This window comes from Alphaproteobacteria bacterium, assembly GCA_016699305.1.
Taxonomy (GTDB): domain Bacteria; phylum Pseudomonadota; class Alphaproteobacteria.
Genome location: CP064970.1, coordinates 1,302,406 through 1,315,773, shown reverse-complemented (window position 1 = coordinate 1,315,773; position 13,368 = coordinate 1,302,406). Strand labels below are relative to the sequence as shown.

16 protein-coding genes are annotated in these 13,368 nt (G+C 57.7%); 8 read left to right on the top strand and 8 right to left on the bottom strand.

What is annotated here, in order from left to right; genetic code table 11:
- Window positions 1-5 precede the first annotated feature (5 nt).
- Window positions 6-686: a histidine phosphatase family protein gene (locus IPI58_06245; protein QQR68448.1), complete on the bottom strand. Its 681-nt coding sequence runs from the start codon at window positions 684-686 to the stop codon at window positions 6-8.
- A 167-nt stretch (window positions 687-853) separates the two neighbouring features.
- Here IPI58_06245 and IPI58_06240 point away from each other — a divergent pair, with 167 nt between their 5' ends.
- The 3 genes from IPI58_06240 to mutM all read left to right on the top strand — a co-directional run bounded on the left by IPI58_06240 (window position 854) and on the right by mutM (window position 2,468).
- Window positions 854-1,000 carry a hypothetical protein gene (locus tag IPI58_06240; GenBank protein ID QQR68447.1) on the top strand — a complete coding sequence of 49 codons (147 nt, stop codon included), beginning with the start codon at window positions 854-856 and terminating at the stop codon, window positions 998-1,000.
- A 113-nt stretch (window positions 1,001-1,113) separates the two neighbouring features.
- Window positions 1,114-1,545: an NUDIX hydrolase gene (locus IPI58_06235; GenBank protein QQR70062.1), complete on the top strand. Its 432-nt coding sequence runs from the start codon at window positions 1,114-1,116 to the stop codon at window positions 1,543-1,545.
- Window positions 1,546-1,652: 107 nt separating this feature from the next.
- The gene (mutM, locus tag IPI58_06230) at window positions 1,653-2,468 is read left to right on the top strand and encodes a bifunctional DNA-formamidopyrimidine glycosylase/DNA-(apurinic or apyrimidinic site) lyase (protein QQR68446.1); all 816 of its coding nucleotides are present in this window, start codon (window positions 1,653-1,655) and stop codon (window positions 2,466-2,468) included.
- Window positions 2,469-2,550: 82 nt separating this feature from the next.
- Here mutM and IPI58_06225 read toward each other — a convergent pair whose 3' ends face one another.
- Window positions 2,551-3,228, bottom strand: a complete 678-nt coding sequence (locus tag IPI58_06225) for a class I SAM-dependent methyltransferase (GenBank protein QQR68445.1) — start codon at window positions 3,226-3,228, stop codon at window positions 2,551-2,553.
- Window positions 3,229-3,444: 216 nt separating this feature from the next.
- Here IPI58_06225 and IPI58_06220 point away from each other — a divergent pair, with 216 nt between their 5' ends.
- Complete coding sequence (locus IPI58_06220) at window positions 3,445-4,080, top strand: HAD family hydrolase (GenBank protein ID QQR68444.1); 636 nt, start codon at window positions 3,445-3,447, stop codon at window positions 4,078-4,080.
- A gap of 223 nt (window positions 4,081-4,303) precedes the next feature.
- Here the strand turns inward: IPI58_06220 and IPI58_06215 are convergent, their stop codons facing one another.
- From IPI58_06215 to IPI58_06205, 3 genes are read right to left on the bottom strand one after another with little or no spacing between them, the layout of a single operon-like run.
- Window positions 4,304-5,077, bottom strand: a complete 774-nt coding sequence (locus tag IPI58_06215; protein QQR68443.1) for an SDR family NAD(P)-dependent oxidoreductase — start codon at window positions 5,075-5,077, stop codon at window positions 4,304-4,306.
- Window positions 5,070-5,774: an SURF1 family protein gene (locus IPI58_06210; protein QQR68442.1), complete on the bottom strand. Its 705-nt coding sequence runs from the start codon at window positions 5,772-5,774 to the stop codon at window positions 5,070-5,072. Before IPI58_06210 ends, IPI58_06215 begins: the two co-directional genes overlap by 8 nt.
- A 2-nt stretch (window positions 5,775-5,776) precedes the next feature.
- Window positions 5,777-6,313, bottom strand: coding sequence for a DUF177 domain-containing protein (locus IPI58_06205; protein QQR68441.1), 537 nt, complete (start codon window positions 6,311-6,313; stop codon window positions 5,777-5,779).
- A 139-nt stretch (window positions 6,314-6,452) separates the two neighbouring features.
- On the opposite strand from IPI58_06205, the gene IPI58_06200 reads away from it, so the two are divergent.
- From IPI58_06200 to IPI58_06185, 4 genes are read left to right on the top strand one after another with little or no spacing between them, the layout of a single operon-like run.
- Window positions 6,453-6,902 carry an outer membrane protein assembly factor BamE gene (locus IPI58_06200; GenBank protein ID QQR68440.1) on the top strand — a complete coding sequence of 150 codons (450 nt, stop codon included), beginning with the start codon at window positions 6,453-6,455 and terminating at the stop codon, window positions 6,900-6,902.
- An 8-nt stretch (window positions 6,903-6,910) separates the two neighbouring features.
- Window positions 6,911-8,023, top strand: a complete 1,113-nt coding sequence (locus tag IPI58_06195; protein ID QQR68439.1) for a cysteine desulfurase — start codon at window positions 6,911-6,913, stop codon at window positions 8,021-8,023.
- The gene (locus IPI58_06190) at window positions 8,023-8,697 is read left to right on the top strand and encodes a hypothetical protein (GenBank protein QQR68438.1); all 675 of its coding nucleotides are present in this window, start codon (window positions 8,023-8,025) and stop codon (window positions 8,695-8,697) included. Before IPI58_06195 ends, IPI58_06190 begins: the two co-directional genes overlap by 1 nt.
- A 44-nt stretch (window positions 8,698-8,741) precedes the next feature.
- Window positions 8,742-9,056 carry a 2Fe-2S iron-sulfur cluster binding domain-containing protein gene (locus IPI58_06185; protein ID QQR68437.1) on the top strand — a complete coding sequence of 105 codons (315 nt, stop codon included), beginning with the start codon at window positions 8,742-8,744 and terminating at the stop codon, window positions 9,054-9,056.
- A gap of 691 nt (window positions 9,057-9,747) precedes the next feature.
- On the opposite strand, the gene ftsH is transcribed toward IPI58_06185, so the two are convergent.
- From ftsH to tilS, 3 genes are all read right to left on the bottom strand, one after another.
- Window positions 9,748-11,667 (bottom strand): ATP-dependent zinc metalloprotease FtsH, encoded by a 1,920-nt coding sequence (gene ftsH, locus IPI58_06180; GenBank protein QQR70061.1) that lies wholly within the window; start codon window positions 11,665-11,667, stop codon window positions 9,748-9,750.
- Between the two features lie 134 nt (window positions 11,668-11,801).
- The gene (locus IPI58_06175; protein QQR68436.1) at window positions 11,802-12,035 is read right to left on the bottom strand and encodes a hypothetical protein; all 234 of its coding nucleotides are present in this window, start codon (window positions 12,033-12,035) and stop codon (window positions 11,802-11,804) included.
- A gap of 51 nt (window positions 12,036-12,086) precedes the next feature.
- Complete coding sequence (gene tilS, locus IPI58_06170) at window positions 12,087-13,364, bottom strand: tRNA lysidine(34) synthetase TilS (GenBank protein QQR68435.1); 1,278 nt, start codon at window positions 13,362-13,364, stop codon at window positions 12,087-12,089.
- Between the last annotated feature and the right edge of the window lie 4 nt (window positions 13,365-13,368).

The following is a 13,368-nucleotide window of genomic DNA, read 5'->3' as shown; positions in this document are numbered from 1 at the left end:
CCTACTTACAAGGACAAGGCACGATGTTGCCACCGAGGAAGCCCATCCTTGTTGTTGGTCTGATTTGGAACGCGCTCTACCTGTATTGGGACGCAATTATGAATTTGATCACGCTCAAGACCCAATAACTCCCTCAGAGCCCACCACACACCCGCATGAGCAACGACAAGCATACTTCTTGGTTTGTCGGCGGTCCGAGCTCGATATGGATTCAAAGATCGACAACACTCTTCCATTCCTTCCGCCACGCGTGTCGCAAAGACGGTCCGAGATTCGCCACCATCCGGGTCATACTCCCAATTGGACAACGGCCCCGAGAATTCCTGATTCTTTCTCCCAGAACAGTTTCCTACCTTCCATTCGTGCAATTTTTGAATCTCGATCATAGGAATATTGGCTGTGGCATTGATATACCTGGCAGTATCGCGCGCCCTTATCATGGGGCTGTGGCAAATCAAGGCGATATATTCGCGCATATTCTCGATCGTAGCACCTAGACGCGAGGCCTCTTCGATTGATTCAGGAAGAAGAATTGATTCGTGATCGCGCTCTCCCCCGCTGATGATTTCTGCCTGATTATCAGTTGTCTTACCGTGACGGAGATAGAAAAATGAATCTGGCAGCTCAGCGACTAGACGATGCTGAGCATCTACGAAAGCGGCCTCTTGGGTTTCTTTTGTATTCATATGGTTAAACCTCTTGTTGATATTTTCTGCGACCATCTCACGCCGTAGATTCGAAAGATATCAATATTATTTGCATACAGCAACTAACATATTGAAAACAGCACTATCTGATTGACGTCAATCTCCTTAGAGTTGCGGCGTGCGGCGTGGAGGATTGCCCCAAAGATATGGCTGGATTGATCCGAAACTTTGTTATACTGCGCGAAGGCGAAGGCTTTGAATGCGGCATGGCGTTCGAGAACTTCGATGACGTCAAAGAAGGCGATATCATCGAAGCCGTCGAAGTCGAGAAAGTCGCGCGTCAATTGGCTTGATGACTCCGCGCCTCCAGGCTGGACATGCGTGTCACCACGAGGCTCTGTCGTGCTTTTTCGGGGGAGGTTAAGCCGTGGAAGATCTTCGCCTCGTAGACCTTACTAAGACTCCCTTGGACGCCTTTAAAAAGCATCTTGCCGATGTTGTCATTCTAACTTCGGGCGGAAAGATTCTTCTGCAACAACGCCCCATGAATTGGAAAACAAATCCCGGTGGGCTGAATTTGTTTGGCGGCCATGTTGAAGACGGCGAAGAACCTATCGAAGCTGCGGTAAGAGAAATCCATGAAGAAACAGGAGGCGTGATGCACGCCAGCGACCTGCTCTTTATTGGAACATTGACCGAAGGATGGACAAATCACACCGAAGCCGTCCACATCTACTTTTGGCATGATGAGCGTAAGACCATCACCGGATGCTACGAGGCTGAAGCGGTTGAGTTTGACTCCTTCTCGATGGCTATCAACCAACCCAGCTTAATGGCCTATGCAAAATGGGCACTTGAGGAATGTAAGCGCAGAGGCCTGATCCCGTCATCAGACTAACCTGTCATCCGGCGGGACATCCGAATTCTCGGCCTCATTGACCTTGCGGTTTGTTTGTAAGATTCTCTTCGAACTCATAGGGAAATGCCAGACGGCTCCAACATATCATGCCCGAACTACCCGAAGTTGAAACCATCCGCCAGGGCCTGGAACGCACGATTCGGGGGCAACGCATCTTGCGCGTCCAGGTGAAGCGGCGGGATTTGCGATGGCCGGTGCCGCAGGGATTGGCGGCAAGGATACGCGGCGCGCGCATCACGGCACTGCGACGACGCGGGAAATATTTGCTGGTGGATTTGGATTCGGCCCGGACGATGTTGGTGCATCTGGGCATGTCGGGCCGCTTGGTCCAAGACGGACCGGCGCGGACCCATGACCATGTGATCTTTCATCTGGATTCGGGCGCGGTGCTGCGTTTCCACGATCCCCGTCGCTTTGGGATGATCGATTTGGTCCCGACAAACCGGCTGGAATCGCATGACTTGTTAAAGAATATGGGTCCCGAGCCTTTCGACCCGGCCCTGACCTCCGCGCGTTTCCATGCGATGGCCAAGGGGCGCAGCACATCCTTGAAAGCGTTTTTGCTGGATCAATCCCGTGTGGCCGGGATCGGCAATATCTATGCCTGCGAGGCGCTTTTCCGCGCCCGGCTGCATCCGGCCTTGTCTGCAGGCCAGATGACGCCAACCCAGTCCCGCCACCTGTTGCAAGCCGTGCGGGCGGTGCTGACCGAGGCCATCCAATCGGGCGGCTCATCCTTGCGCGATTATGTGCAAAGCGATGGCAGCTTGGGCTATTTTCAGCACGGCTTTGCCGTCTATGATCGCAAGGATCGCCCCTGCCCCGTCTGCGCCACCCCCATCGCTCGCCTCACCCAATCCGCCCGCTCGACCTTTTTTTGTACGAAGTGTCAGGCCGCATAAAATCGACGGTTTTTCGCGATGGGCTTGTATGTATAAGTTCTGCGGCAGGTGGTAGGGACCTAAGAATTAGCGTTGCACGGCATTACGGTACTTGCCATGCGCTTATGCGAAAGAGAGAAAGGACGGGCCAGACAAGGGGATGATACAACCCGCCAATTTTCTTGAAACCAGCATGGCGTAAGGATGCTTCAACTTGGGCGGCGCTGTGATAATGATCAGGCGGTTTAGTTTTGCCGAACAGACGGCGCAGCAGGTCGTAGAACCAAGTCTCGGTTGGAAGGCTTGTGTATAGTCGGCCGCCAGGCTTAAGCCAATGTCGGATCAAGGCCAAGGGTGGTTCACGAAAATGTTCAAGGACATCGGCGGCGACGATAATGTCGAATTGAGCCTCGCCAAAGTCGTGCGCCACAATGTCAGCGGCCACCATGTGGACGTTTTTTAGCATCAGTCGATCCGCCAGTGTGCGAGCATTAGAAATATCCCGATCAATTAATGTTACTGAAGAAAAAGCGTTCGCCAGCGTCGGCAGGAATATGCCACTGCCACCGCCAAAATCCAAAACCCGAGTGTCATCGCGCCGGATTTCATGGCGGCGCATCAACCATGCCAGGAATCGCAGTCGCAACCAAAAGAACAGCCGTACCGGCCATGGAGCTTGGCAATACACATCCAGCGCCATCTCTTGAGCGCATGATGTGGAAAGACATATCTGGCGCATGACATGCAAGGGTGGGGAAATGAAAGAAAGGGAAGAATTCATATCGACGATCCCGATGCCTGGTTCATCCGAATGCGCGGCGCGCCGGTTATTCTAGTATAGATGACAAGGGCCGGGATATCACGAGACTCATTCCTACACCCCCCATGCTTTCGGCCAAGATAGGCAAGGCCCCCCATCTTGGACAGCACCAGAATTTGACCCGTGGGATCACGCGGTTCATGCTATGTCATTGAATGAATGCAAACTTAGGAGAGCATGATGAACGATAAGCGATTGGTCTTTTTTGATGTCGATGGGGTGCTTATTCATGGTTACCATGCAAGACCAGAACTCAGAAAGTGTTGGGATGAAAATATAGAGCATGATCTTGGTATTGATCGAGAGCATTTCACACAAAACTTTATTTTCGGCATTTTCACACAAAGAGTCGTTATTGGTGAAATGGACTTAAAGCTTGCCTTGTCTGAATACTTATCAAGTGTCAAAAGCCCTGTAACCGCTGCAGAGTTAGTAGATTACTGGTTGGAAAATGATTCCACTGTCAATGATTCATTGATCGAGAAGATCAAACTATTAAAAGAGTGCGGTCAAGTTCAGCTTCTCATCGCAACGAACCAAGAGCATTATAGAGCGGATTATTTAATGAAGCAGATCGGTTTCAATCAGTATTTTTCCGATATATTCCATTCGGCACGAATAGGATATATCAAGCCTGATAGAAATTACTTTGCCGGAGTCATGCAAAAAATAGGGGAATCTTCAAGGCCACCAATTTTCTTTGACGATAAACAAAACATTGTCGATGCAGCGATAGATTTTGGCTGGGAGGCGCATCAATTTGATGGTGTGGATGACCTTAATAAAAGCAGCTTCATTCGATCGCTTTTATAGTCAAGCCATATCATTTCTATACAAGTTGAAGGGTCTGAGATTCAGCGATAGCTCGAATGACAAGTGATGGATACCCGCATGCGTGGGTATGACTAAGCTGGGAGGGTGATTCCATATGAATATGGCATGACTTGTCGTGAGCCTTCCTCTCTTCATGAGTCACTCCCGCCCTTTGCGTTGATGCTGAATTGCAGACTCTCATTCCCATACAGGCTGTTCTCAATCAGCCTTCGCTTTTAGCCTTTCTAGGCAAGCGGCGCAGCACGGGGCCGGTCAGGCCGGGGGGTAAGGCGGCCAAGGCCCAGACGATGGCGTAAGTCGGGAAAGGGAAGGCCAAACGCGCCGCATTACGCGCCAGGCCTTTGCGGATATGGGCCGCCGTTCCCGGGGCCGAGAGCTTCCAGGGCATATGGAACTTGTTTACCCGCGTCATATTCGTGGCCACATAACCGGGACAGATCACGCATACCTCCACGCCGTCTTTGTGCAGATCGTCGCGCAAGGCTTCGCCCCAGACGCGCAGCGCCGCCTTGCTGGCGCAATAGGCGGGCGCGCCGGCAAAACCGCGAAACCCCGCCAAAGAGGCCATCAACGCCACCTGACCGCGTTTTCGCGCGCGCATGGCGGGCAGCAAAGGCATGACGGTGTTCACGGCCCCGTCCATATTGGTGGCCAGGATGCGGCGGGTTTGCGCCGCGTCTTCGGGGCCGCCATCGGTTCCGGCCGAGATTCCCGCATTGGCGATCACCAGATCCACCGGCTGGGCCGCGTCGCGCTCATGCAGCCAATTCTCCATCGACGTGGCGTCGGTGACGTCGATCAAGCCTGTGGTCACGCTGGCCCCGGCGATGCGGGCGGCGGCGGCCTCGGTCTCTAAACGGCCTTTGTCGCGCCCGATCAGGGATAGGGTGACACCCGGTCCGGCATAGACCTTGACCAAGGCCGCCCCGATGCCGCTGGACGCGCCGGTGATGACGATATGACGCGGATCACGCATGGCTTTGTCTCTTTCTTCGTCTATTCGTCCACAAACGAACGCCCATCAGGGCTAAAGCGAGGGCATAGAGCGCACCCGCCACCGCCATATGCACCCAGGCCCGAAATTCGGGGCCATAGGCATCCACGCGCGTGGCGGGCTGGACCAGCAAAGGCACGGTGGGCGAGCCGCACAGCCATTCCTTCATCACCGTGCGGTCGATGGTGAGCCAGTGCGGGTTGTCGCGCCCGCCTTGTGGCGCATCCGGCGCGGCCTGGGGCGGCAAACGCAACACGCCTTCCACCAATTGCGGCCCCAAGGGGCGCGGCAGGGCGGCGCGCCTTGCAGGGTCCTTCATCGCATCGGGAATCCAGCCTCGATCCACCAGCACGGCCGAGCCGTCGCCCAGGATCAGCGGCGTGATCAAATGCGTGCCCGGTATGCCGTCGCGGATTTGCGCGCCTAAAAAGAAATCGCGGTTAAAGCGGTAAAACCCCGTCATCTGCACACGGCGGCCCACCCAATCCGCCCATTCCCCGACCTCCAACCCGCCGGGCCAATGGCGCAAAGGCGGTTCTTGCCATCTCTGGCGGTCTTCGGGCGGCATGACATAGCGTCCCGCTTGGCTCAACTGGATACTGGCCAAGGCCAGGACGCAGATAAAGGCCAGCCCCCACAGCCCTGCATCGAACCAGTGCCAGAATGGGGAACGGCTCATCTCTATTCCTTTAACAGACGCGCCAAATCCGATAGGGGATGGGAGGATTCAGGCGGGGCGTCCTGTGTCCCGCCTTGCCAGACCGCGCCAGCCTTGCGCGGATAAGGCGGCAGATTGACGCCCAAAGTCTGCGCCAACACCTCGCCCAGATCAATCACGCTGCCTTCGAAAGGCTCGGGCGAGTCCAAGCCGACCTCGCTTTCCTCAAGCTCCGCGATCGAGGCCACGCCCACCAAGGATTCCTTGATCTTGCCGCCCAAATGCGCGGGGATCGGCTCTAAGGTGACCACGCAAGCCTGCACGACATCGGCCTGCCAGACGCCCGTGATCTCGATCCGTCCGCCCATGGGGCGCAAAACCGTCAGCTCGGCCTTGAAATCCGAGATTTCCAACACGTCAAACCGCTTGGCCAAAGCGGCGCATTCATCCGCATGGGCCTGAAAATGGCCCCCCAAAGGCTCGCCCTCGACCAAGGATTCGACATCCAAGGGACGGGAAAACTCATAAGGGACCGCAAAGGCGGGTTTGGGTGTGTTCACAGATATCGATCCTTCACATGCTTTGACGCGCCCCATACTGGGGCAGGAGAAGGCCAAAATCCACCCCCTATGCCCGAATAAGGCGCAAAGGCGCGTCGCGCTTTCGAAACCCCTGCCCGATCTGCTATAGTCGCCAGCCATGAACGGAAACAATCATCTTCGAATCTTGGTCCTGGGTGCCGTGCTGGCACTGGGGGCCTGCGCACCGGCGATTCATCAGCGGGGGCATATGGTGGACCCGGACGATCTGGCCGCCATCGCGCCGGGCAAGACCACGCGCGAGGATGTGGCCGCGCGTTTGGGCACGCCCTCGGCCGTGTCCACATTCGACGATAAGACCTGGTATTATATCGGCCAGGTGACCGAGCAAGTCTCGTTCCTGGACCCCGAGATCCGGCAGCAAAAAGTGGTGCGCGTGGTCTTTGACGATCGCGGCGTGGTGCAGGATGTTCAGACTTTGGGGGCCGAGGCCGCGCGGCCCGTCTCGCCCGTGGACCGTCAGACCCCCACTTATGGCCGCGACATGAATGTTCTGGAACAGCTTTTGGGCAATATCGGACGCCCCTCTTTGCCCAGCAACACGCGATAAGGCCGTCGATGACGGCCCGGCCCGCGCCGATTTATCTGGATCACAACGCCTCGGCGCCCTTATGCCCCCAGGCGGCGCAGGCCATGACCCAGGCCATGGGGATGCTTGGCAATCCGTCCTCGATCCATGCGCCGGGCAAGGCCGCGCGTCGGCTGATCGAAGAGGCAAGGGCGGCGGTGGCCGCGCTGATCGGCGCTTTGCCCGAACAAATCGTCTTTACCTCGGGCGGGACCGAGGCCAACGCCCTGGCCTTGGCCCAGGCGCAAGGACCCGTCTGGGTTAGCGCCATCGAGCATGACTCCGTCTTGCGCGGCGCAAGCGAGGCCCGTTTGTTGCCGGTCGTGCCTTCGGGAATATTGGATCTTGGGTCCTTAAGCGATGCCCTGACCCACGACAAGCCGGGGCTGGTATCCGTGATGCTGGCCAATAACGAAACCGGTGTGTTGCAGCCGGTGGCGCAGGCGGCGCGGATGATCCGCGACCGATCGCCAGGCACGCTGATCCACACCGATGCCGTGCAAGTCGTCGGGCGCATGGGGCTGAACCTGGCCGAGCTGGGCGCGGATATGCTGAGCCTATCCGCGCATAAATTGGGCGGTCCGCAAGGCGTGGGGGCCTTGGTGATCCTGCGCGAGGAGATGGCGTTTGCCCCTCTTTTGCGCGGCGGCGGCCAAGAAGGCCGCAAACGGGCCGGCACGGAAAATCTAATCGGGATCGCTGGATTCGGCGCGGCGGCCGCCCAGACCCAGACATGCGCCCATCTGGCCGGTTTGCGCGACGACATGGAACAAAGATTGCGCCAAGTCGCGCCTGATATACAGATTTTCGGCCATAGCCAACCCCGCCTGCCCAATACATCGTGCCTGGCCATACCGGGTCTTCCCAGCGCGACACAGATCATGGCGTTGGACCTGGAAGGAATCGCCATCAGCGCGGGGGCCGCCTGCTCCAGCGGCAAATTGGCGCCGTCCCATGTCTTGCGCGCGATGCAAGTGCCCGATGACCTCGCCGGTTGCGCCATCCGCATCAGCCTGGGGGCAAAGACAAACGCCGCGGATATTGATAGATTGGTCGAAGTAGAGACCCTGTTGATCCAACGCCACCGAAAGGCATCGTCCTGATGTCCAATGTCATTGGCCTGACCGCGCGTCCCGGGCTGGAGCCTTGCTGGCTGTGCCATGCCCGTGTGGATGTGCGGGTGATGTTTTGCAGCCGCTGCGGCGCGTTACAGCCGCCGCGCGCCGCGACTCATTACGAGCGATTGGGCGTTGCCGCCGGCGTCGATGTCGATCGGGAAAACCTGGATACCCGCTATGAGGCCCTGCGTCGCATTTTGGCCGCCGAGCGTTTTACGGCCAAGGGCCTGGGCGAGCGCAGCCTAGCCGCCCGCCACCGCGAGGCGCTGGACGAAGCCTATCAGGTTCTCAAAGACCCGCTCAGCCGAGGCCGATATTGGCTGAGCCTGAATCCGGCGGACACGGCCAGGGCCGAAGGACCGCAGCCGGCGGCCAATGATGTTCCCGTGACCATCCAAGACCTGCCTTTGCAAGCCGAATTGGCCGAGGCCATGACCGCGCAAGAATTGGACTTGCTGGCCCAGCGCGCCATCGGCACCTTCGAAGACGGATTGATGACCTTGCTGGATCGTTTACGCCGCCAGGAATGGCAAGCCGCGACCGAGATTCTGGCGCGACTGGATCAAATGGAGGCCATCATGGCCCAAATCCGCCAAAAGCGCGTCTTTGTGACCGAAGGGCCGGGCGCGAGCCAGGAAGCACCCCCGCTCAAAGACTGATCTTTTCTTCCTTGCCGGTTTAGTTTCGTGGGAAACTGCCTCCTATGCCGAAAATCACCTTCATTACGCCCCAAGGGCAAAGCCGCGCCGTGGATGCGCCTTTGGGCCTGACCTTGCTGCAAGTCGCGCGGCAATTCGATCTGCCCATCGAAGGGGCCTGCGGCGGAGCCTTGGCCTGCGCCACCTGCCATGTGGTGGTCGAGCCGTCTTGGTATGACCGCCTGCCCTGCGCGCGTCACGACGAACAGGATATGCTGGACATGGCCTGGCATCCCGGCCCCACCTCGCGCCTGGGCTGTCAGGTGGTGGTGACCGAGGATATGGACGGGCTGGTGGTCAAGATCGCAAACGGGCGATAGGACCCTGCCCTATCAAAGAAACTATGGCGCGCAGATGGGGCCGTTCTGGGGGTCGTTTCGAATAGCGTTCAACAGGGATCGTATACTGGCGGGATTCGCACTAAAGGTCTTTTCTGGCTTCACTCCCGTGTACCCGATTCCCCGGACGATTTTTACATCCGCTATATTCCATGCTCTGTTCCCCATATACCAGATCAACCCCTCAATATTTCGGGATGTCAGAGGAAACGGCTTTTGCAATCCGCCCGGTGTCTGGTTGGTGGACGAGGGAGCGGGCGAAGTGATTTCATACGTCATGACGGTAACCTGCCCCGTCAACAGAGGTTTCCTGACGGCCAAGTTCAAGCTGACTATATAAGGGTATAAGACATTCGGATTATGATTCGGGTTAGCCCAGACAGGAATACCCAAGGCGTGTCGGGCATCGACGATTATGTCCTTTATGCCGGGTGCGGCACTTGAAGGCGGGATGGGGCCACTTTGATTTTGGCCCGTGGATTTCGAATGAACCGGTTCAGACTGTTCCGGCCTTCCTCTTCCGCCACCAAAGAAATCCTTGGCCGATATCCATTGCTCGCGGCTGTACCCCGTTTCCATCATGCACCCCTATATGCTGCCCTGCATTTCATTTGACTACGTAACATTACCAAATATGGATTGGTTTCATTATAGTTTTAAAAAGAGCTCATACCTATATCTGTTGAGGCAGCGGCGCAGTGCCTTGTGTCGCGGCGCACCCTGCGGCGGGAACCGAACTGCGGCGGCCGCCATCGGTGGAGACGCTCAGCACCGGCGATAGTCGTTCGGCATCGCCGTCGCGGTCCAGTTTGTCGCCGCGCATCAGGGCTTGGACTTCCTCGCCATTCAAGGTTTCATATTCCAAAAGGCCCAAGGCGATGCGTTCAAGGGCGTCGCGCTGGCGGGTCAAGACTTCACGCGCGCGGGTTTCCGCCTCGTCGATCAGGCGGCGAATTTCCGCATCGATCAACTCAGCCGTGGCCTCGGAGATGTTCTGCTGCTGCGCCACGCTGTGACCCAGGAAGATTTCTTGCTCATTGGCGTTATAGCGCACGCGGCCCAGACGTGATGACATGCCCCATTCGGTGATCATGCGCCGCGCCAGGGATGTTGCCTGCTGAATGTCGTTGCTGGCACCGGAGGTCACGTCATCCGCGCCAAAGACGATCTCTTCGGCCAGTCTGCCGCCGAACATCACGGCCAAACGCGATTCCATTTCGATCTTGGCAAAGCTGTAGCGGTCCTGTTCGGGCAGGCTGATGGTCACGCCCAGTGCTCGACCACGCGGAATAATGGTGACCTTATGCAGCGGATCGCTGCGCGGGACGCTCAGGCCTACCAAGGCATGTCCGGCTTCGTGATAGGCGGTCAGGCGCTTTTCCTTTTCGCTCATCACCATCGATCGACGCTCGGCCCCCATCATCACTTTGTCTTTTGCCGCCTCGAATTCTGGCATGCCCACCGCCGTCTTCCCCGCGCGTGCCGCCAGCAATGCGGCCTCGTTGACCAGATTGGCCAAATCCGCGCCGGAGAATCCGGGCGTACCGCGTGCGATAAGGCGCGGCTCGACATCCGTATCCAAAGGCACCTTGCGCATATGCACGCGCAAAATCTTTTCACGCCCCGCGATATCGGGATTGGACACGACGACCTGGCGGTCAAAGCGCCCCGGCCGCAACAAGGCCGGGTCCAACACGTCCGGACGGTTGGTGGCGGCGATCAGGATGACTCCCTCATTCGCCTCGAAACCGTCCATTTCCACCAGCAACTGATTCAATGTCTGTTCGCGTTCGTCATTGCCCCCGCCAAGGCCCGCGCCGCGATGGCGACCCACGGCGTCGATCTCGTCGATGAAGATGATACACGGCGCGTTTTTCTTGCCCTGTTCGAACATATCCCGCACGCGCGACGCGCCCACGCCCACGAACATTTCCACAAAGTCCGACCCCGAGATGGTGAAGAACGGCACATTGGCCTCGCCCGCCACGGCCCGCGCGATCAAGGTTTTACCGGTGCCGGGCGGCCCCACCAACAGCACGCCTTTGGGAATCTTGCCGCCCAGGCGTTGGAACTTCTGCGGGTCCTTTAAGAAATCCACCACTTCTTGCAGTTCCTGCTTGGCCTCGTCCACGCCCGCGACATCCTCAAACGTCACGCGGCCCGTCTTTTCGGTCAGCATGCGCGCGCGGCTTTTGCCAAAGCCCATGGCCTTGCCGCTGCCCGATTGCATTTGGCGCATAAAGAAAATCCACACGCCGATCAGCAACAGCATGGGCAGCCAATTCAGCAATAGGCTAAAGAAAGCCCCCGATTCCTCGGGCTGTACCGCCACCTTGACGTTCTTGGCCAATAGGCGATCGGTGACCCCCGCATCGCCCGGCGCCAAAGTGGCGAATTTGGTGCCGTCCGAAAAATGGCCCTCGACCAAACGGCCCCGTAAGGTGACATCGGTGACTTTGCCTTCTTCGACCCGTGCGACAAAATCGCTAAAGGGCATGCTGCCCACGCCGCTGGGTGCGCCGCTTTGGAACGCGTTGAACAACGCCGCCAGCAAGATGCCGATGACAAGCCACAAAGCCAGGTTACGTGCCATATTGTTCACGGGGCCATGGTTCCTTCGTACTGGGATGACGGAAAACTATCCGCGATGAGTATAAAATAGTCCAGTCCAAAGCCAAATAAAGGCCTATCGGACGATCTTTTCCCATGACAAATGGGTTATAGAGCTTATTCGGCGGGCCGAATGGGTGCCCATCCCTGGGCGTTTTGGTCCAATTGCCGACGCCAAGCCGAGACGTTTTCGTCATGCTGCGCCGTGATCTCGATGCCAAGCATGTCCATCAACCTGCGCCACACGTCCGGATGTTGCAGCACATTGATTAGAATCAAGGCCGCAACGCCAAGAACCACCCATTTCATCCAGGACGGCCAAGGCGGAAGATTTGAACTTGGTGTGGTCATGGTCGACTCATTCGAGGGTAACGGCCCTGATTATATCAATTTTTTCTCTGATTATCCATCCGGATCGGCAAAGTCCATAGGATCGGCATCCCATAGGAAACGGGCCGTGGGACCCCTTATCCTCGATATCGATTCTATGCTCGTAACTATCTGCGGGACAGCCACCAATTGCGTGTCGCGCCAAAGGCCAGGCAAACTGGCCCGGCTACGTGGGGCAGGCATGTCCTGTGGAATAATACTCACGCGATCCCAAACGGCAGCGCTGATTTGCCCCAGTGGCCTCACCGTTAAAGATTCCGGTCCTGTTTTTGCCGGATATGTGACCAGAAAACGGCGGTCCCATAAAAGACGTTCACCAGGTTCTAAAATGGCGTGATCGTCGATAGCCGCAGGTTCACGCGCCAAATCGACAAACCCTCGGCGCATACGGACCAAACAGCCGCTCAAGGTTCGATCGGGCGCACTGTCGCGGCGCGATATCAAATCGTCACGCAAAGCTTCGAGCGACTCGCGCGGCACGGGACGTTCAGGACGTGAGGCCCAATCTATGGCCTTGGCCAATATGCGCAAGGAAACTTCCTCGGTCGCCAGATGCAAAATGTCCGATGGGAATCTGACTTCCCCAAAAGGGGTGACTTCGGCATATTTTTCAAGCGCGGCCCGCGCGATCTGATCCAACGACCGCGCGGCGATGGCTGCCCGATGCGCCAGGCGCAACAGATTGGCGTTGCTGAGACCTTCGGCTTCTAGCACCTCGCGCGCGGCGCGTAATCTTGAACGGGCAAAACGCGGATTATGATTGGAGGGGTCTTCGATCCAAGTCTGGCCCTGCGCCTTGCAATAACCCAGCAAATCGGCATGGGTATAGCTTAGCAAAGGCCGCAGCAGACGAATGGGTCGCGCTTGGCGCGTCCATAGGGTCTGGTCATCGCTCATTCCCGCCAAGCCATCCACGCCGCTGCCCTTGCACAGGCGCATCAGAACTGTTTCCGCTTGATCGTCGCCATGATGGGCAACCAACAGCGCGTCAATCTCCAAGGCCTGGCAACGCTCGGTCAATAAGCGGTAACGCGCCGCGCGCGCGCGTTCTTGAACATGGCTGACTACCGGCTCATCATGGTGCCAAACTAGGATTTCATGCGCCACGCCTATCGCCGCGCACCAGGACGCGACTTGATCGGCCTCATCCGCCGAACCGCGACGCAGGGCATGATCGACCGTCAAGGCGATCATGCCAGCCCGCGCCGTATCCGGACGCGCCGCCGCCCAGGCGCGCACCAACAACAGCAGAGCCATGCTGTCCGCGCCGCCCGAAACTCCAACGGCCATCCGG

Excerpts from the sequence above, each read along its gene's own strand:
- IPI58_06200 (QQR68440.1), top strand. The coding sequence starts at position 6,453 with ATGAACGGAAACAATCATCTTCGAATCTTGGTCCTGGGTGCCGTGCTG.
- tilS (QQR68435.1), bottom strand. The coding sequence starts at position 13,364 with ATGGCCGTTGGAGTTTCGGGCGGCGCGGACAGCATGGCTCTGCTGTTG.
- mutM (QQR68446.1), top strand. The coding sequence starts at position 1,653 with ATGCCCGAACTACCCGAAGTTGAAACCATCCGCCAGGGCCTGGAACGC.
- IPI58_06240 (QQR68447.1), top strand. The coding sequence starts at position 854 with ATGGCTGGATTGATCCGAAACTTTGTTATACTGCGCGAAGGCGAAGGC.
- IPI58_06195 (QQR68439.1), top strand. The coding sequence starts at position 6,911 with ATGACGGCCCGGCCCGCGCCGATTTATCTGGATCACAACGCCTCGGCG.
- IPI58_06215 (QQR68443.1), bottom strand. The coding sequence starts at position 5,077 with ATGCGTGATCCGCGTCATATCGTCATCACCGGCGCGTCCAGCGGCATC.
- IPI58_06185 (QQR68437.1), top strand. The coding sequence starts at position 8,742 with ATGCCGAAAATCACCTTCATTACGCCCCAAGGGCAAAGCCGCGCCGTG.
- IPI58_06175 (QQR68436.1), bottom strand. The coding sequence starts at position 12,035 with ATGACCACACCAAGTTCAAATCTTCCGCCTTGGCCGTCCTGGATGAAA.
- IPI58_06220 (QQR68444.1), top strand. The coding sequence starts at position 3,445 with ATGATGAACGATAAGCGATTGGTCTTTTTTGATGTCGATGGGGTGCTT.
- IPI58_06210 (QQR68442.1), bottom strand. The coding sequence starts at position 5,774 with ATGAGCCGTTCCCCATTCTGGCACTGGTTCGATGCAGGGCTGTGGGGG.
- ftsH (QQR70061.1), bottom strand. The coding sequence starts at position 11,667 with ATGGCACGTAACCTGGCTTTGTGGCTTGTCATCGGCATCTTGCTGGCG.
- IPI58_06190 (QQR68438.1), top strand. The coding sequence starts at position 8,023 with ATGTCCAATGTCATTGGCCTGACCGCGCGTCCCGGGCTGGAGCCTTGC.
- IPI58_06245 (QQR68448.1), bottom strand. The coding sequence starts at position 686 with ATGAATACAAAAGAAACCCAAGAGGCCGCTTTCGTAGATGCTCAGCAT.
- IPI58_06225 (QQR68445.1), bottom strand. The coding sequence starts at position 3,228 with ATGAATTCTTCCCTTTCTTTCATTTCCCCACCCTTGCATGTCATGCGC.